At 62.8% G+C, this 16,594-nt stretch carries 16 protein-coding genes and 1 pseudogene; 10 read left to right on the plus strand and 7 right to left on the minus strand.

All coding sequences use genetic code 11. The features are described from left to right. Positions 1 to 28: 28 nt before the first annotated feature. Genes SKC41_RS23325 through acsA form a run of 5 tightly spaced genes read right to left on the minus strand, consistent with a single transcriptional unit; the run spans position 29 to position 5,248 of the window. Positions 29 to 289: an acyl carrier protein gene (locus SKC41_RS23325; protein ID WP_330980025.1), complete on the minus strand. Its 261-nt coding sequence runs from the start codon at positions 287 to 289 to the stop codon at positions 29 to 31. 6 nt (positions 290 to 295) lie between these two features. After that, positions 296 to 1,504 carry a dihydrolipoamide acetyltransferase family protein gene (locus tag SKC41_RS23330; protein WP_330980026.1) on the minus strand — a complete coding sequence of 403 codons (1,209 nt, stop codon included), beginning with the start codon at positions 1,502 to 1,504 and terminating at the stop codon, positions 296 to 298. Then, positions 1,501 to 2,478, minus strand: coding sequence for an alpha-ketoacid dehydrogenase subunit beta (locus SKC41_RS23335; RefSeq protein ID WP_330980027.1), 978 nt, complete (start codon positions 2,476 to 2,478; stop codon positions 1,501 to 1,503). Before SKC41_RS23335 ends, SKC41_RS23330 begins: the two co-directional genes overlap by 4 nt. Further along, positions 2,475 to 3,446, minus strand: coding sequence for a pyruvate dehydrogenase (acetyl-transferring) E1 component subunit alpha (pdhA, locus tag SKC41_RS23340; RefSeq protein WP_330980028.1), 972 nt, complete (start codon positions 3,444 to 3,446; stop codon positions 2,475 to 2,477). Before pdhA ends, SKC41_RS23335 begins: the two co-directional genes overlap by 4 nt. Beyond that, positions 3,443 to 5,248, minus strand: coding sequence for an acetate--CoA ligase (acsA, locus tag SKC41_RS23345; RefSeq protein WP_330980029.1), 1,806 nt, complete (start codon positions 5,246 to 5,248; stop codon positions 3,443 to 3,445). The genes pdhA and acsA overlap by 4 nt, the downstream gene beginning before the upstream one ends. Positions 5,249 to 5,489: 241 nt before the next feature. Here acsA and SKC41_RS23350 point away from each other — a divergent pair, with 241 nt between their 5' ends. After that, on the plus strand, positions 5,490 to 6,476 hold the full coding sequence (locus tag SKC41_RS23350; protein ID WP_330980030.1) for an Acg family FMN-binding oxidoreductase: 987 nt from the start codon (positions 5,490 to 5,492) through the stop codon (positions 6,474 to 6,476). 41 nt (positions 6,477 to 6,517) lie between these two features. On the opposite strand, the gene SKC41_RS23355 is transcribed toward SKC41_RS23350, so the two are convergent. Then, complete coding sequence (locus SKC41_RS23355; RefSeq protein ID WP_330980031.1) at positions 6,518 to 6,814, minus strand: nitroreductase family deazaflavin-dependent oxidoreductase; 297 nt, start codon at positions 6,812 to 6,814, stop codon at positions 6,518 to 6,520. A gap of 401 nt (positions 6,815 to 7,215) precedes the next feature. Between SKC41_RS23355 and SKC41_RS23360 the strand changes: the two genes are divergently transcribed. The 9 genes and pseudogenes from SKC41_RS23360 (at position 7,216) to fdxA (ending at position 15,644) form a co-directional block, all read left to right on the plus strand. Further along, a complete protein-coding gene (locus SKC41_RS23360) occupies positions 7,216 to 8,016 on the plus strand; it encodes a universal stress protein (protein WP_330980032.1) in 801 nt (266 codons plus the stop codon). A 140-nt stretch (positions 8,017 to 8,156) separates the two neighbouring features. Further along, complete coding sequence (locus tag SKC41_RS23365) at positions 8,157 to 8,588, plus strand: Hsp20/alpha crystallin family protein (protein WP_090602893.1); 432 nt, start codon at positions 8,157 to 8,159, stop codon at positions 8,586 to 8,588. Between the two features lie 10 nt (positions 8,589 to 8,598). Beyond that, entirely contained in the window at positions 8,599 to 10,641 is a 2,043-nt protein-coding gene (locus SKC41_RS23370; protein ID WP_330980033.1) for an erythromycin esterase family protein, read from the plus strand. Between the two features lies 1 nt (position 10,642). Next, positions 10,643 to 10,885 (plus strand): annotated as a pseudogene (locus SKC41_RS23375) (PfkB family carbohydrate kinase); the annotation flags it as partial. A 159-nt stretch (positions 10,886 to 11,044) separates the two neighbouring features. Further along, positions 11,045 to 11,701: a hypoxia response regulator transcription factor DosR/DevR gene (dosR, locus tag SKC41_RS23380; protein ID WP_330980034.1), complete on the plus strand. Its 657-nt coding sequence runs from the start codon at positions 11,045 to 11,047 to the stop codon at positions 11,699 to 11,701. Positions 11,702 to 11,945: 244 nt separating this feature from the next. Then, positions 11,946 to 13,598: a GAF domain-containing sensor histidine kinase gene (locus tag SKC41_RS23385; protein WP_330980108.1), complete on the plus strand. Its 1,653-nt coding sequence runs from the start codon at positions 11,946 to 11,948 to the stop codon at positions 13,596 to 13,598. Between the two features lie 145 nt (positions 13,599 to 13,743). After that, the gene (locus SKC41_RS23390) at positions 13,744 to 14,301 is read left to right on the plus strand and encodes a GNAT family N-acetyltransferase (RefSeq protein WP_330980035.1); all 558 of its coding nucleotides are present in this window, start codon (positions 13,744 to 13,746) and stop codon (positions 14,299 to 14,301) included. Between the two features lie 13 nt (positions 14,302 to 14,314). Continuing rightward, on the plus strand, positions 14,315 to 15,199 hold the full coding sequence (locus SKC41_RS23395) for a universal stress protein (protein WP_330980036.1): 885 nt from the start codon (positions 14,315 to 14,317) through the stop codon (positions 15,197 to 15,199). Between the two features lie 85 nt (positions 15,200 to 15,284). Continuing rightward, complete coding sequence (fdxA, locus tag SKC41_RS23400; RefSeq protein WP_330980037.1) at positions 15,285 to 15,644, plus strand: ferredoxin; 360 nt, start codon at positions 15,285 to 15,287, stop codon at positions 15,642 to 15,644. 11 nt (positions 15,645 to 15,655) lie between these two features. Here the strand turns inward: fdxA and SKC41_RS23405 are convergent, their stop codons facing one another. Further along, entirely contained in the window at positions 15,656 to 16,471 is an 816-nt protein-coding gene (locus SKC41_RS23405) for a universal stress protein (RefSeq protein ID WP_330980038.1), read from the minus strand. Between the last annotated feature and the right edge of the window lie 123 nt (positions 16,472 to 16,594).

The raw sequence follows: 16,594 nt of genomic DNA on the forward strand, positions 1-16,594 counted from the left end.
ACGCCTAGGGTCGTATGTCCCTGCGGGACTAGGCCGTTGGACTGCTCTGCCGGCTCTTTTCAACGTAGCTGACCACGTCGGACAACGTCCGCAGCGATGCATAGTCGGATTCGGGGATATCCACGCGCAACCGCTGATGGATGCCGCGGAGAAAGTTCAGCCAGTCCATAGAGTCAAGATCGACTTGGTCACGGAGTAGGACGTCGTCGCGAAGGTCGTCCGGGTCGATTTCCGGAGCGATGGTGGTCAGCACCGACAGAATCGTGCCGCGGGTGTCCTCGTTAGTCATGGCTCATCACTTCTCCAGGAGGTCGGGCTGCTGCAGCAGGTCATTGATTGCGCTGAGGAACAATGCTCCTCGGTGACCGTCACTCGCGCGATGGTCGGCTGCAAGCGTCGCTTGGACCGCGGTGACGACCCGGATGCCACCGTCAATGACCGCGACTCGTTGAGTTGGCCTGCCGAAACCGACGATCGCTACCTGCGGTGGGTAGATCACGCCGAAGACCGTGTCGACGCCCTTGTCGCCCAGGTTGGTGACGGTGATGGTCGGGTCGGACATCTCTGAGCTTCGCAGTGAGAAGGAGCGCGCCCGTGCCACGAGGTCGGCGAGATTATGCATCAATTCGTCAAGCTTCTTGTCCGGAACATCATGAATCGCCGGCGCGACGAGACCGCCGCCGCGCAGCGAGATTCCGACGCCAACATGAACTCCGGTCGCGGGCTGGAATCCGTCGTCGCGCCAGAACCCGTTGAACTCGCCGAACCGCTGCGCGGCGACGCCAACCGCCTTGAGCAGTAACGCGGCCGGCAGTACGCGTTCGTCGATCGAACGCTGCGCATTTCGCGTCGTCAGCCAGGTCATCGAGCTGTCCAACAGGATTTCGTCGGCGAGGTAGTAGTGCGGAATCTCGCGCTTCGCACGGCTCATGGCGGCCGCGATCGACTTTCGCATCTGTGCGGCACGGTCGGCGGCTGTTGGCTTGGATGTCGGCTTGCTTATCGGTTGTGCCGGCTCTTTTGGCGCGGCGGCGTGCTCGACGTCGCGTATGGTGACCGCGCCCTGCGGACCGGTGCCGCTAACGGTGTCGAGATCGACGGTGAGAGTTTGGGCCAGCCGTCGGGCCGCAGGTGATACCCAACGACGTCGTTGCAAGACGGACGGCGCAGTGATCACGCCGGTCGCCGTGTCGGCCGGCGCCGCCGGTTCGGCCGTTGCTTTCCTCGGATGCCGCCGCTGGCGCGGCGACGCCTTCACCGCGGTCTCATCACGTTCCAACAGGGTCGCCAATACCGTTCCCACTTCCACGGTTTCGCCGACAGGTACGAGCAATTCGTTAACCGTGCCTTCCTGCCAGCATTCGATTTCGACTGCGGCTTTGGTGGTGTCGACGACCGCCACGATTTGGCCTCGGGTTACCTTGTCGCCGGGCTTGACCAACCACTCATCCAGGGTGCCCTCGTCCATGTCGGCCCCAAGTGCCGGCATTTTGAACTCGATCATTGCCGGTCGCCGAACAGGTTCTGCACGGCCGTGACGATTTTTTGAGGCTGGGGTAAGGCAGCCTGCTCGAGGTGCTTCGCGTATGGCATGGGAACCTCGGCGCTGCACACGCGAGCAACCGGGGCATCGAGGTCGTAGAACGCTTCTTCCATGATCCGCGCCGTGATCTCGGCCGCCAGACTGCCACTGCGCCAAGCTTCGTCGATCACGACCGCCCGATGTGTCTTGCGCACAGAATCGAGAAATGCGTCATCGTCAAGCGGCCGTAAGACCCGCAAATCGATGACCTCGCAGTCGATTCCGGCCAGCGACAACTCGTTGGCGGCGTCGAGCGCCTTAGGAAGACAGCCGCCGTAAGCGATCAGCGTGACGTCGGTGCCCTTGCGGCGGATGGCCGCTCGCGAGATGTCGGTGGTAGCAAGAACATCGATATCGGATGAGGTGTTGTAAAGCTGGACGTGTTCGAAGATCACCACCGGATCTGGGTCTGCCAGGGCTGGGGCGAGCATGCCGTAGGCATCTTCGACGGTGGCCGGTGCCAACACTTTGATGCCCGGGATGTGGGCGTACCACGGCTCGAGGCTGTGCGAGTGCTGGGCTGCGAGCTGACGCCCCGCCCCGGTCGCCATTCGGACGACGAGCGGTACCGAGAACTGTCCGCCGGACATGTGGCGAAGGGCCGCAGCGGTGTTGACGATCTGGTCGAGCGCCAGCAGGCTGAAGTTGACCGTCATGATTTCGACGATTGGGCGTAGGCCGTTGATTGCCGCGCCGATTCCGATACCGACGAACCCCAATTCCGAAAGCGGTGTGTCGCGCACTCGGTCGGGACCGAATTCTTCCAGTAGCCCTTTGGAGGCCGCGTAGGTTCCGCCGTAACGTCCGATGTCTTCGCCCATCACCACAACACGCGGATCGTCGCGCAGGGCATCGCGAAGGGCGTCGTGCACAGCGGTTCGGTAGCTGGTCTTCATCGCGAGCACTCCACAGTCAGCACGTCGCGCCCGAGATCCGCAACATCTTCCCACGTTCCGGCCTCGGCGAATGCCACCGCCGCCTCGATCTCGGCCGCGGCGGCATCTTCGATCTCCTGCACGTCGGCGTCGGTGAGCGCGCCATCGCGCACGCATTGCTCGGTAAACGACCGGATCGGGTCACGTTCGCGCCACTGCGCGACCTCGGCCTTATCCCGATACAGTTCTGGATCGAACATCGAATGCGCGCGGAACCGATAGGTGCGGAACTCGATGAAAAACGGCCCGCCGGTGTCGCGGACGTGATCGACACCCTGCTGGGCGGCCGCGTGGCACGCCTGCACATCCATGCCGTCGACGGCCAGCGTGGGAACTTGGTACGACGCCGCCTTGACGGTGAGATCGGTCTGCGACTGTGCGCGCTCCAAGGCGGTTCCCATGGCGTAAAGATTGTTCTCGCAACAGAACAACACCGGCAGGTTCCATAGCGCGGCCATGTTGAGCGACTCGTGAAATGCGCCCTCGGCCACCGCGCCGTCGCCGAAGTAGCAGGCGGTTACCCGCTTCCGCTGCAACATGGTGTCGGCCAGAGCGATACCGACCGCGAGCGGTAGTCCACCGGCGACGATCGCATTACCGCCGTAGAACCGCTTGGACGCATCGAAAAGGTGCATCGACCCTCCGCGTCCGCGTGAGCAGCCCTCCTGCTTGCCGAACATCTCGGCCATGATCGAGGTCATCGGGATGCCGCGCAGCAGTGCGTGTGCATGCTCGCGGTAGGTAGCGACGACCGCGTCGTCGTCGGCCAGTGCGCGCAGTGACCCGGCGGCGACGGCCTCTTCCCCGACATAGAGATGCAGAAATCCACGAATTTTGGCCGCGCTGTAGAGCTCCGCGCACTTCTCTTCCATTCGGCGCACGCGAATCATGTCCGACAGGAGTTCATGGGCCAGCTTTGTATCGGTCATGACGGCACTCCCTCGGCGCGGCGGTCAGCTTGACGCTCGATGGTCGAGGTATCGCCCTCGGGCAGGCCCAGTTCGCGAGCCTTGAGCAGGCGACGCATAATTTTGCCGCTGCTCGTGTGCGGCAACGCATCTGCGAACTCGATCTCTTTGGGTGCCACCGCGGCCCCGAGCCGCTTGCGTGCGTGGCCGAGCAATTCCAGGCGCAAGCCTTCGTCACCTACCATGCCATTCTTCAGAGTGACGAAGGCTTTCACGGTTTCACCGACTGTCGGGTCGGGCTTGCCGATGACAGCGGCCTCGGCAACCGCCGGGTGGTCGGTGAGCGCGCTTTCAACCTCGAACGGACCGATGAGATGTCCCGCGGACTTGATTACGTCGTCTTTGCGTCCGACGAACCAGAAATAGCCGTCGGCGTCTTTCTTGGCGAGATCTCCGGTCAGGTAAAGACCGCCCGCAAAGGACTTTCGGTATCGCTCTTCGGCGTGCAGATAGCCGCGGAACATCGACGGCCATCCCGGTTTGAGCGCGAGTTCGCCCTCGACCCCCGGTTCAACGACGACCGAAGTCGTACCATCGTCGTTGTGGCGCAGTATGTATGCGTCCACACCCGGCAGCGGTCGCCCCATCGAACCGGGCTTGATGTCGAATGCGGGGGTGTTGGCGATCATGATGCCGCCCGTTTCGGTTTGCCACCAGTTGTCGTGAATCGGCAAGCCCAGCACCCGCTTTCCCCACCAGACTGCTTCGGGGTTGAGCGGCTCACCCACGCTGGCGATGAATCGCAGCCGCGGAAAGTGGTATTTTGCCGGCATTTCCGGCCCGGCCTTGATCAGCATCCTTATTGCGGTCGGTGCCGTGTACCACACCGAGACGCCCTGATCCTGCAGTATTCGATACCATCGCTCAGCGTCGAACTCCGCTTCGTCGACGATGGAGGTGACGCCATGCAGCAGCGGACTGATAATGCCGTAGGACGTTCCCGTGACCCAACCGGGATCGGCAGTGCACCAATAGATGTCGTCGGAATGGAGGTCCAGCGCGTACAGACCGGTGATGTAGTGCATCGCGACGGCCCCGTGCACGTGCATGGCGCCCTTGGGCGTCCCGGTGGTGCCGCTGGTGAAGTGCAGCAGCGCTGGATCCTCGGCGGTCGTCGGTTCGATCGGTGTCGTTTCGCTGGCGGCATGCATCCACTCCCAGAAGTTGAGCGTTCCGGGTATTTGTTCGCCGGCTCCCTCGTCGTCGACTACGAGGATGTGCCGAACGGAGGGCATACTTTCGCGAATCTTGGCGATCTTGCGCTGATAAATCGCCTTGGTCGTGACCAACACATCGGCTTGTCCGATATTCACTCTGGTGGCGATCGGTTCGGGGCCGAACGCTGAAAACAGCGGCGAAACGACGCTGCCGTTACGCAGTGCACCAAGCATCGTGATGTAGAGCTCGGGGACGCGGCCCATGATCGTGAACACCCGGTTGCCTTTGTTGATACCGAGCGCCCGCAACACCCCCGTGAAGCGCCTGGCGAGGCGGTCGAGTTCGGCGTAGCTGAGATCTCGGGTGGCGATCGCACCGTCCCGGCCTTTGTCGGTGATGAAGCGCAGCGCCGTCCGACTGGCGGCCGGGCCCGCCGCGTGTCGGTCGACGGCGGCATAAGCGATGTTGCAGCCGCCCGGCCCCATTTCGCCGCACAGGTTGGGAACGTCGGCCCAGCGGAATTTTGCGCGTGCCTGCTCGTAGTCCAACAAGTTGGGCTCGACAAGGTGGTCGCGGGGCGTTTTACGAATGACATCCGCGGTCATGACCGCCTCTTTCCCTTGGTTGGGCGTCTTCATCGTTTTCCGCGCGCGCATCCACGCAATAGAGACGAAGGTCACCAGTCAGTACGCGCTTTTGTCGTCGGGTCGAAGGGAGGGGGTCGACGGGCGAGCGCGCGCCACCGGTCTCACGAAGGTCGGATGACCCACCGTCGGGGACCAAGGACTCTGGCGTCAGGCGTCGGCGGGCACGAGTCTTAGCCATAACGGACGAAGGGCGGCGACGATGGCGGAAACGCTGGCCGATACGAAGGTGATCACGACGGCAGTCGAGCTGGCCTGCCATGCACCCTCGCTGCACAACAGCCAGCCTTGGCACTGGATTGCCCACCGCAACAGTGTCGATCTGTTCGTTGATCCCGAGCAAAAAGTACGTGCAGCCGACAGTTCCGGTCGCGAAGCGATTATCAGCTGCGGCGCTGCGCTCGATCACTTTCGCACTGCGATGGCCGCCGGCGGGTGGGCGACGAAGGTCGATCAGTTCCCCAACCCGAGCGATCTCGACCACTTGGCAACCGTCGATTTTGCGCCGGTCGACTACGTAGCACAGTCGCGGCGTGACCGCGCGAACGCGATACTGCGTCGCCGGACCAACCGATTACCGTTTGGTCCGCCCAAGCACTGGGCGTCGTTCGAGCCCGTGCTGCGCAGCTCGTTCAACAATGACTTGGTCAGTCTGGACGTACTGCCCGCGGAGGTGCGACCGCGCCTCGCCGAGGCGGCCCGACTCACCGAAGCCTTACGTCGTTATGACGACCTGTATCACGCCGAGTTGCGTTGGTGGACAGGGCTGGCGGAAGGATCGGAAGGAATACCGGAAAGTGCGCTGCCGTCGGAGTCCGACGATCGGAGGGTCGACGTGAACCGCCGGTTCCCGGTTGATCCGTCGAACGAGCGGAGCTCAGCGGGCACTTACGACCTAGCGAAGATTCTCATGTTGTCCACGCTTGGCGACACTCGTGTCGATGCCCTCAACTGTGGCGAGGCGCTTTCGGCGATCCTGCTGGAGTGCACGATGGCCGGACTGGCCACCTGTCCCGTCACCCACGTCACGGAGCTGGAAGCCAGCCGGGACATGATCCGCGACCTCGCGACCGGTCTCGCCGCGGTACCGCAGGTGTTGATCAGAGTCGGCATCGAACCGGAAGGCGAGCTGGCTCCCGAACCGACGCCGCGCAAACCGGTACACGAGGTGTTGGAGATTCGTGGCTAGGGGATGACCTCGCATCGGAAAAGTCTTGGCGTGTAGCGGGTTTAGGTCTGTTCGGACTTCACCTTGAGGTAATTCTGTATTCTGAACAGGTCGTAGGTGCGTCGCCGCTCGGGCCGAAGCTGGGGGGTTGCCGATGCGGCGGAGATGATTTCGGGTTCGACCACTCGATAGCTTTGCCCATCAGCCCGGATGGTCGCGTGCCCGGCGGCAAGGACATTCCGGAGCCAATCGACGTCGACCCCATAGGGCAGCGGAACGATGAACCCGTCCGACACCCGTTCCGTGGCTACCGGAGTCGCATAGTGCGCGCCGGAACGCCGGCCGGTGTGCTCAATCACCGACGCATACTAGTGCTTTCGCCCGGCCAGATGCAGCATCAGTGGATTGAGTAGACGCTTGTTGAAGACCCGGACGTGGTCGAGGATCGTCACCATCTCTGTTAATCCTTCCCGCGATATGAGAGCGAATAGTGCTGTGGCGCAGTAACTTGCATAACCATCTCCATATCGTCTCCGCACCGTCCATGTGCTGGCGTGCCCGAGTGAGAGCGGACATCGCAATGGCGCAATCCGATCAGCTCGCTGCGTCCGCGGGTAGGGCCCGAAGTCCCAAGAGTTGCGTCAACCCTCGTCCGCCGAACGGATCCACAGATGAGGACCAACGCCTCTGATCTGCCAGGTCACGACGCCGTAGCGTCCTGAATAGCATCTCGAAACGCTATTGGTCGCCAGGAGTTCTCATGTTTGATCGGTACCCACCGAAGTCCGTCGTCGTTGGGGTGGACGGTTCGGCAGCCGCGATCCGGGCCGCTCGGTGGGCGGTCGATGAAGTCGCCGGGACCGACATTCCGCTGCGTCTGCTCTACACCAAGAGCGACGACAATGCCAGTCCGCGGCAAGCGCGACTGGCCGTGGCCGCGGCGGAGCAGGTCGTCCGCGACGCATACGACGCGGTTGAACAGATCGGCAAGCCGGTCAAGGTCGAAACGGAGATCGTCGACGGCGGGCCGGTGGCGGCACTCATCGCTGCTTCGCGATCCACGACGTTGCTGTGTGTCGGAGACACCGGGGCCTCGATGCGCCCGAACGTCTGGCTGGGTTCGACTGCGAAAGAACTCGCACAATCGAGCCACTGTTCGGTGGCTATCGTCCGGGGAGATCCTCGCGACACCGGCGCCCGCTTGATCGTGGCGTACGTAGACGAATCGCCGGAAGGCACAGATGTTCTGGAGCTGGCGATTCACGAGGCCCGACATCGCGGCGTCCCACTGCGGGTGCTGGTAGCAACGCCGCCGCGATCCGGTGACTCGCATCTGAAGCGTTGTACGGACAACTACCCCGAGGTCGACATCGACACGGTTGTTCTGCAAGTGTCCCTCGTCGACTACCTTGCTGCGCATGCCGAAGCCATTCAGTTGGTCGTAGTCGGCGCCGCCCCGACCCCGGCAGTCGAGCAATTGCTCGGCACTCCCGGCGCTGAAGCTCTGCGGGAAAGCGACTTGTCCTTGCTTGTGGTCGGTTTCCAGCGGCCTGGCCGCTAAGCACGCTCGTCGCAGCGAACGCCTCCAGCAGGAGCGCTGACAAACGACCTACGACCTTTGGGACTTCAGCCTCTTTCCCGCATTTCGGCCGACTGGTCGGATAGACATCACCAGTAATCCTCGCAATCTAGGAGACAGCGATGAACACTCTTGCCGTTCGGCGCCACCCCGCGTCGATCTTCCCTGACCTATCAGAACTGTTCGCAGGCCTTCCCACGATGGCCGGATTGCGCCCCGCCTTCGACACCCGCGTGATGCGGCTGGAGGACGAGATGAAGGACGGCCGCTACATCGTGCGCGCGGAGCTGCCGGGGGTCGACCCGGCCAAGGACATCGACATCACAGTGCGCGAGGGCCAATTGAGCATCAAGGCCGAGCGCACCGAGAAGAAGGATTTTGATGGACGCTCGGAGTTCTCTTACGGGTCGTTCGTTCGGACCGTGTCGTTGCCGGCGGGCGCTGACGAAGACAACATCCAAGCCACCTACGACAAGGGCATCTTGACGGTTTCGATGGCGGTTTTGGAGCCGAAGGCAACCGAACGCCGCGTCACGGTGCAATCCGCGAACTGACACCGGTGTGATGACTAGAGCAGCTGATATCACCCGGCGCTCGCCGCGCCGGGTGTTCCGCGACCGTCGCGAGGCAGGCCGGGTGCTGGCAAACCTCTTGAGCGCCTACCGCGACCAACCCAACGTCGTCGTCCTGGGGCTGGCCAGGGGCGGGCTGCCGGTGGCATGGGAGGTGGCGGCAGCGCTGCACGCACCGTTGGACGCCTTTATCGTGCGAAAGCTCGGCGCTCCCGGGCATGAAGAATTCGCGGTCGGGGCGTTGGCAAGCGGTGGCCGAGTAGTGGTCAACGACGACGTGATTCGGGCCTTGCAGATCTCGCCGGGACAATTGCGTGCCGTCGCCGAGCGTGAAGGCCGCGAGCTGGTCCGCCGTGAGGCCGCATATCGCGGCGGACGCCCGCCCCTCGACGTGACCGGCAAGACGGTCATCCTCGTCGACGACGGGTTAGCCACCGGCGCAAGCATGTTCGCGGCGGTACAAGCGCTCCGCGAATCTGAGCCCGCTCAGCTCGTAATCGCGGTGCCGGCGGCCCCGGAATCTACCTGCCGGGAATTCGCGGGCCTGGTCGACGATGTGGTCTGCGCGAGTATGCCCACCCCATTCCTCGCGGTGGGGGAGTCGTTCTGGGATTTTCGGCAGGTCACGGACGACGAGGTTCACCAGCTGCTCGCCACTGCGACGACGGATCAAACGACAACGTCGGCACAGGTGCTGACGGCCGCCGAGGTGCTCAGCAGCGTGGCCATCGATGCTCCATCGGGTGTTCCGCCGCGCGCGACGCTGGAGGAGTTGATAGGTGACGCTCGAATCGTGTTGATCGGCGAGAGTTCGCATGGGACGCACGAGTTTTACGAGGCTCGGGCAACCATCACGAAATGGCTGATCGAGGAGAAGGGATTCTGTGCCGTAGCCGCCGAGGCCGACTGGCCCGATGCCTATCGGGTGAATCGGTACGTGCGGGGTCTCGGCGTGGACGAGACGGCCGACGCAGCGTTGCTCGGGTTCGAACGATTTCCGGCCTGGATGTGGCGCAACACGGTCGTTCGTGACTTCGTCGATTGGCTGCGCGTACGCAACCAGCAGTGCGAGTCAGGGCGTCAGCGGCAAGCCGGCTTTTACGGACTTGACCTCTACAGCCTGCATCGGTCCATCCAGGAAGTGGTGACCTACCTGGATAGAGTCGACCCGAAGGCGGCGATGCGAGCCCGAAATCGTTACGCATGCTTCGATCATGCTTCGGCGGATGATGGTCAGGCCTACGGCTTCGCGGCGGCGTTCGGGGCCGGTCCGTCGTGCGAAAGCGAAGCGGTCGAACAGCTGGTTGACATTCAGCGCAACGCCTTGTCCTATGCGCGCCGGGGCGGACTGCTTGCCGAGGACGAGCTTTTCTACGCCCAGCAAAATGCACACACGGTACGCAACGCCGAGGAGTACTACCGTGCGATGTTCAGCGGTCGGGTGAACTCGTGGAACCTGCGCGACAAGCACATGGCCGAGACGCTCGACGCGCTGTTGAGGCACCTGGACCGTCACGACGGCGCTCCACCTGGTCGAATAGTGGTGTGGGCGCACAACTCTCATGTGGGCGACGCGCGGGCCACCGAGGTGTTCTCTGAAGGACAACTCACGCTGGGGCAACTGGTCCGGCAGCGATATGGCGATGAGTCACGCCTGATCGGATTCAGTACGTACGCAGGCACCGTGACCGCCGCGAGCGATTGGGGCGGAATCGCGGAACGCAAAGCTGTGCGGCCCGCGCTGAACGGCAGCATCGAAGAACTGCTACACGAGACGGGTCGAAGCTCCTTCCTGGTGTCGGCAGACCTGCGCCCGGAAGCCGCCGATCCGCTCAGCGTCGTTCGGTTGGGCCGCGCCATCGGGGTGATCTATCGGCCGGAAACGGAGCGGCAAAGTCATTACTTCCATGTCCGGCCCGCGGACCAGTTCGACGCGATGATCCATATCGACCGGACTCGGGCACTCGAACCGCTGGAGCCGACGAGTCTGTGGATCGCCGGCGAAACACCGGAAACATACCCGTCCGGGTTGTAACGATGAGTCAACGGATATGGTCGTATTGATGTCATTGGGATCGCATGGCGCGCTTCTTGTGACACCCTCTGCGAATCAACGGTTTTCGGCGATTCCTATGCGTGGTGGAAGTGGCGTCGGGGCGGGAGACGCGATGGTCGCGGCGATGCTGATGACGCCCGGCACGGCTGTCTGTGATCGAGCGGATATCGAGAAGCTGTTTGCGCTCTCGCCCGAGCCTTGCGATGTCACGCTCTGCGACTGAGGCATGAGCCTCGCCCGGGACGAATGGCTGCCTTACCAGGGGTCTAAAGGCCCCTCCGCAAAGAATGCCAGCTCAATACCCTGGCATTTGAACTGCGCGTGAACCTTGGCGATTATCGATCATGTGCGATATTGAGGGCAGGGGCAGGAAGGACTCGCAATGGTAAAGGTATTCCTGGTCGACGACCACGAAGTCGTTCGTCGCGGACTTGCCGACCTGTTGGCAGCGGACCCCGAGCTCGAGGTCATCGGCGATGCGGGCTCCGTGTCAGAAGCGCTGGTCCGCATACCCGCGTTGCAACCCGACGTCGCGGTGCTCGACGTGCGCCTTCCGGACGGCAACGGCATCGAATTGTGCCGCGACCTGCTGTCTGACCTTCCTGAGTTGCGCTGCCTGATGTTGACTTCGTTCACCTCTGACGAGGCGATGCTCGAGGCGATCCTGGCCGGCGCCAGCGGTTATGTCGTCAAAGACATCAGGGGCATGGAATTGGCGCAGGCAATCAAGGACGTCGGCGCCGGGAAGTCACTGCTCGACAACCGGGCGGCCGCCGCCTTGATGGCGAAGCTGAGGGGCAACGCCGAGCAGAAGGATCCGCTGTCGGGATTGACCGACCGCGAGCGAACCCTGCTCGGGCTGCTCAGCGAGGGATTGACCAACCGGCAGATCGCCGCGCGAATGTTCCTGGCCGAGAAGACGGTGAAGAACTACGTATCCCGGCTGCTGGCCAAGCTCGGCATGGAGCGGCGGACCCAGGCAGCAGTATTCGCCTCGAGGCTGGACCAACGACCCACGCGGCCGACCACGAGTACGTAACCTGCAGGCGCGTTACCGCAGCTAGACTGGCCCGCACGGGTGAGGCAGCGTCGACTTGTTGGGTTGCCATCCCGATACGACTAAGCTGGGCCACGGCCTCTTCGTGTTGCTCGCGTTGTGTTGGCTCTTTGGACAACACGTGGCTGCCCGGGGGGGCTGAATTGCCGGAGGTGTCAGGCGAATGGCCAGCGACGATGGTGGCTCGGCGTTTGCCGGACTCGGCCAGCGTGGGCTGCTCAGCAGGATGCACCAGCAACTCGACGAGTTGCTGGCATCGCGCGATCAGATGGAGCGGCTGCTTGAGGTGATCGTCGAGATCGGCTCCGATCTCGACGATCTCGATGCAACCCTGCGTCGCATCGTCGTCGCGGCTCGGAAGCTGACCTCTGCGCCGTACGGCGCCCTGGCGATACGTGACCGCGATGGAATGTTGATCTCGTTTGTTCACGAAGGAATCGATGTCGACCATGCGCGACGAATCGGCCATCTGCCGGTTGGCAAGGGAGTTCTCAGCCTGTCGCTGTTCGACACGCCGGCTCTGCGTTTGGATGACCTGACACGGCACCCGGCCGCGGTTGGGTTCCCCGAGCACCATCCTGCGATGCAAGCCTTCCTTGGCGTGCCGATCACCATCCGCGGAAAAATATTCGGCAACCTCTATCTCACCCACGACGAGCCGGGTTGCCTATTCTCCGAATCCGACGAAATGGCAGCTCGCGCACTGGCATTCGCGGCTGCGGTCGCCATCGACAATGCGCGACTCTTTGAGCGTGAGCGCACGGCGGCGAAGTGGATGGAGGCAAGCCGCGAAATCACCACCGCGCTTCTGTCTACCGTCGGACCCAGCCGGACTCCGCTGCAAATAATCGCCGAAAAGGCTTATGCGCTAACCGAAGCCGAACAGGCGATCGTGCTTGTTCCGGACGATGACGATTTGCCGATAGACGAAATTGACACGCTGGTCATCTCCGCAGCGGTAGGATTGAACGCCTCAGAGGTTATCGGCCAACGGATTCCGGTGGATGCTTCCACCAGCGGCGCGGTGTTCCGCTCCGGTGAACCACTGATCACCGAAGCCCTGAGTTACCCGATCCAGGCATTCACCGACGTAGGACAGCGAAGCGCAATCTTAATGCCGCTGCGCGCCCAGGACCAGGTCGCCGGGGTGATTGTCGTCGCCCGCGGCTCGGAGCGACAACCGTTCGATGACACCTACCTGGACCTGGTAAGCGATTTCGCAACACACGCCGCGATAGCGCTGATGCTGGCGGCGGGTCGCGAGAACACGCGGCAACTGACGCTGGTGGCCGAGCGAGAGCGCATTGCCCACGACTTGCACGACCATGTCATCCAACGGCTATTCGCCGCGGGGATGGACCTACAGGGCACGGTGGCCAGGGTGCGTTCAACCGAGGTTGCCGACCGGCTGAACCGCACCCTCGACGATCTCCAAACGATCATCGAGGAGATCCGCACGACCATCTTCCAGCTGAAGTCGCCGTCCGGAAATGGCGGTGGATTTCGAAATCGCATTCAACGAGCGGTTGCCGACCTCACCGAGGGCCGCGACATCGTCACGACGGTGCGGATGCACGGACCGATGACCGCGATCGGCGGCGATCTCGCCGACCACGCGGAGGCAGTGACCGCCGAAGCCATCAGCAACGCGGTTCGCCACTCCGGTGCTTCACGTCTCACGATCGAGGTCCATGTCGGAGACATGCTGACGGTTGAGATCGTCGACAACGGTTGTGGCATACCCGTTGACAATCCCCGCCGCAGCGGCCTGGCGAATATGCTCTACCGCGCCGAGCAGGTCGGCGGTCGCTGCGACATCAGCAACGCGCCCGGTGGCGGTACCCGAGTCTGCTGGACCGCCCCCTTGACCGATCACTAATACCCGGCGACGTCCCTGACGCCCAGGGACTCGTGGACCAATGGCGCCACAGTGGAGTCTAACGGCCCTGCCGAACGGAGCGGACCGCAAATAACGTCGTGTCAAAGCCGGGCACGCATGTCCATGGCGGCCTTCAGGAGGGCTCATGAGTCATCAGTTGGCGGAATACTCCGCCACTGCTCGACTGCTCGACGGACGGCTGGTGTCGCTGCGCCGCCTCACCGCTCAAGACGCCGATGCGACATTGGCGCTTCATCAGCATCTCACCGAGTTCGAGCGCTACTACCGTTTCTTCACGCTGAACCAGATCGATCTCGAGCACCTCGTCCAAACTATTACCGAGCCTTCCCAAGATCGATACTCGCTCGGCGCATTCGACATCGACCGGTTGATCGGTGTGGCACACTACGTCGCCGTCCGCGATGATCCCGAAGTTGCCGAAATCGCAATCGCAGTCGCCCACGACGATCACTCGCTCGGCGTGGGAACAGCCTTACTCAAGCATCTCGCGCATGTCGCGCGTGCTCACGGAATTAAACGATTCACAGCCGATATTTTGAGCGAGAATCATCTCATGCTCACCGTGCTGTTCGGCCTTGGCTGGCGTTGTAACCCAACGTATTACGGAGCGATTCACCACGTCGAAGTCGAGTTACCAGATGACCTCGACGAGTTGCCATCGGGTGCGCAAGCGATCTCGTAGCTAGGAGAACGAAATGTCGGAAACCACAAAGAAACACGGAATATTGGTCTGCGTCGACGGATCGGAGGCATCCGACGCTGCGGTGGCCTGGGCGGCCCGCGAGGCGGGAATGCGCCACACCGCTATCACGCTGATGCATGCCGTTGCGCCGATCGTTGTCGGCTTCCCGGTGGGCCGACTGTACGACGAAATGCCCGGCTGGCAGAAAGAAACCGGACAGCACGTCATCGATCAGGCCCAAAAAACGCTCAGCGCCAGCCTGGGCAAATCCGAGCCACCCGAAATACGTTCTGAGATGGTCTATTCCAACGTCGCACCCGCACTGATTGAGGCATCCAAGGATGCCCGGATGATCGTGGCGGGCAGCCAGGGCCTTGGCGCGTTGGGGCGGCTACTGCTGGGCTCGATCACCACGTCGCTGGTCCACTACGCCCATTGCCCGGTCGCGGTCATTCATTCCGATGGTGACCCGGCTCCTGATCGCAGCGCTCCCGTCCTCGTCGGCATCGACGGTTCACCGGCCTCGGAAGCGGCGACCGCGTTGGCTTTTGACGAGGCCTCGCGTAGAGGGGTTGGTTTGGTGGCGCTGCATGCGTGGAGCGACGTCGGGGTGTTTCCGATGCTCGGCATGGACTGGAGGGATAGCGAGGCCAACGGGGAGGAAATACTTGCCGAACGCCTCGCCGGTTGGCAAGAACAGTATCCGGATGTGCACGTGAAGCGAGTCATCTGCTGTGATCTGCCCTCTCGATGGCTGTTAGAGGAGTCGAAGCACGCGCAGCTGGTGGTGGTCGGAAGCCACGGGCGTGGGGGCTTTGCCGGCATGCTGCTCGGCTCGGTCAGTTCCCATGTCGCGCAATCGGCAACCGTTCCGGTGATTGTCGTCCGGGGCAACTAGACGCGTTCGGGGAGGGTCTTTGGTCCTCGATGTCGAGGCCATCGGTCGAGTGCGTAGTGCGCTACCGGCTCGTTAGCGTAGATCTATGACGTATGTGATCGGTGCCGACTGCGTTGACGTGCTGGATAAATCCTGTGTTCAGGAGTGCCCCGTCGACTGCATTTACGAGGGCGCCCGGGCGATGTATATCAATCCCGACGAATGCGTGGACTGCGGCGCGTGCAAGCCGGCATGCCGCATGGACGCGATTTACTGGGAGGGAGATCTGCCCGCCGACCAGTCACAGCACCGGGACGACAACGCCTTCTTCTTCAGCCTTCCGCTCCCGGGTCATACTGCGCCACTTGGCTGCCCGGGCGGCGCTGCCAACGTTGGTCCGCTCGGTGTGGACACACCGTTGGTGGCTGCGATGCCCGTACGTGAGGGCGGGTTAGACCCGCACTGACGATCGACTTGTCACGGGCGCACGACGAGCACCGAGCATCCGGCGTGTCCGAAATGTGGGTTGACCGGACCCACCATACTGGCGATCTTGTCGGCGTCCGAGCTGTCCACCACCGCTAGTTGTACGGGTTCGGTTGTGCTGGCGAGGAATTCAGCGGCTCCGCTTCGCGCGGCAGCCGGAAGGACGTGCACCTCACGATACTCAGACACCCACGCGCTGAGGCGCTGATCCAATTGAGAATACGGGATTTCACCTAGCCCCCAACGCCAGACTCCCATCGCCAACACCGGTGCGTCGCGTAGGCGCGCTTCCCGGAAACCGTGCTCGAGCACAGCGTCGTTGTCGGGTTTGTCGTCGACGACGACGGCAACCCATCCCGAGCCGACGTCTTCGCCGTCGCGGTTGTGACGGATGATCGCCACCGGGCAATGCGCATTCTCGGCGACGGTCGCAGCCGTCGAGCCGAGTACTCTGCGGGCGACCCGCCCGATCCCGATCGAGCCCAGGCAAACCATTGCCGCGTGGGCGGATTCGTCGATCAACGCGTTCCCGATCGATCCGCGCACCAGGTCGGTTTCGACCTTGACCTGCTTACCCAGCGCATTGACCGCGGCGCAGGCGGCGCGCAGCGCTGTTTCGCCGTATTCGATATCGAGGCTGTCATCGCGTGCGGTGCCATCGGACTCCCGTTCGGGGATCGCATGAACCAGACGCAGCGGAACGTCTCGGCTGATCGCCTCGGTCACCGCCCATCTGGCCGCATTGATGGCGGCATCAGAGCCGTCGATACCCACGACGACCCGCTGCGATGATTGCGGACGATTCATTGCATTCTCCGATCGAACCAACGCTGGCGGGAAACCCCGCTTCATCGGCGATGTTATGAGCCTTAACTGATTCTCGGCAGGGCCCTTCGGCCCGTTTTTGTCGCTATTGTCCCCAGGCAACGT

This window comes from Mycobacterium sp. 050128, assembly GCF_036409155.1.
Taxonomy (GTDB): domain Bacteria; phylum Actinomycetota; class Actinomycetes; order Mycobacteriales; family Mycobacteriaceae; genus Mycobacterium.

Coding starts and splice junctions, on each gene's coding strand:
- SKC41_RS23325 (WP_330980025.1), bottom strand. CDS start 289: ATGACTAACGAGGACACCCGCGGCACGATTCTGTCGGTGCTGACCACC.
- SKC41_RS23330 (WP_330980026.1), bottom strand. CDS start 1,504: ATGATCGAGTTCAAAATGCCGGCACTTGGGGCCGACATGGACGAGGGC.
- SKC41_RS23335 (WP_330980027.1), bottom strand. CDS start 2,478: ATGAAGACCAGCTACCGAACCGCTGTGCACGACGCCCTTCGCGATGCC.
- pdhA (WP_330980028.1), bottom strand. CDS start 3,446: ATGACCGATACAAAGCTGGCCCATGAACTCCTGTCGGACATGATTCGC.
- acsA (WP_330980029.1), bottom strand. CDS start 5,248: ATGACCGCGGATGTCATTCGTAAAACGCCCCGCGACCACCTTGTCGAG.
- SKC41_RS23350 (WP_330980030.1), top strand. CDS start 5,490: ATGGCGGAAACGCTGGCCGATACGAAGGTGATCACGACGGCAGTCGAG.
- SKC41_RS23360 (WP_330980032.1), top strand. CDS start 7,216: ATGTTTGATCGGTACCCACCGAAGTCCGTCGTCGTTGGGGTGGACGGT.
- SKC41_RS23365 (WP_090602893.1), top strand. CDS start 8,157: ATGAACACTCTTGCCGTTCGGCGCCACCCCGCGTCGATCTTCCCTGAC.
- SKC41_RS23370 (WP_330980033.1), top strand. CDS start 8,599: ATGACTAGAGCAGCTGATATCACCCGGCGCTCGCCGCGCCGGGTGTTC.
- dosR (WP_330980034.1), top strand. CDS start 11,045: ATGGTAAAGGTATTCCTGGTCGACGACCACGAAGTCGTTCGTCGCGGA.
- SKC41_RS23385 (WP_330980108.1), top strand. CDS start 11,946: ATGCACCAGCAACTCGACGAGTTGCTGGCATCGCGCGATCAGATGGAG.
- SKC41_RS23390 (WP_330980035.1), top strand. CDS start 13,744: ATGAGTCATCAGTTGGCGGAATACTCCGCCACTGCTCGACTGCTCGAC.
- SKC41_RS23395 (WP_330980036.1), top strand. CDS start 14,315: ATGTCGGAAACCACAAAGAAACACGGAATATTGGTCTGCGTCGACGGA.
- fdxA (WP_330980037.1), top strand. CDS start 15,285: ATGACGTATGTGATCGGTGCCGACTGCGTTGACGTGCTGGATAAATCC.
- SKC41_RS23405 (WP_330980038.1), bottom strand. CDS start 16,471: ATGAATCGTCCGCAATCATCGCAGCGGGTCGTCGTGGGTATCGACGGC.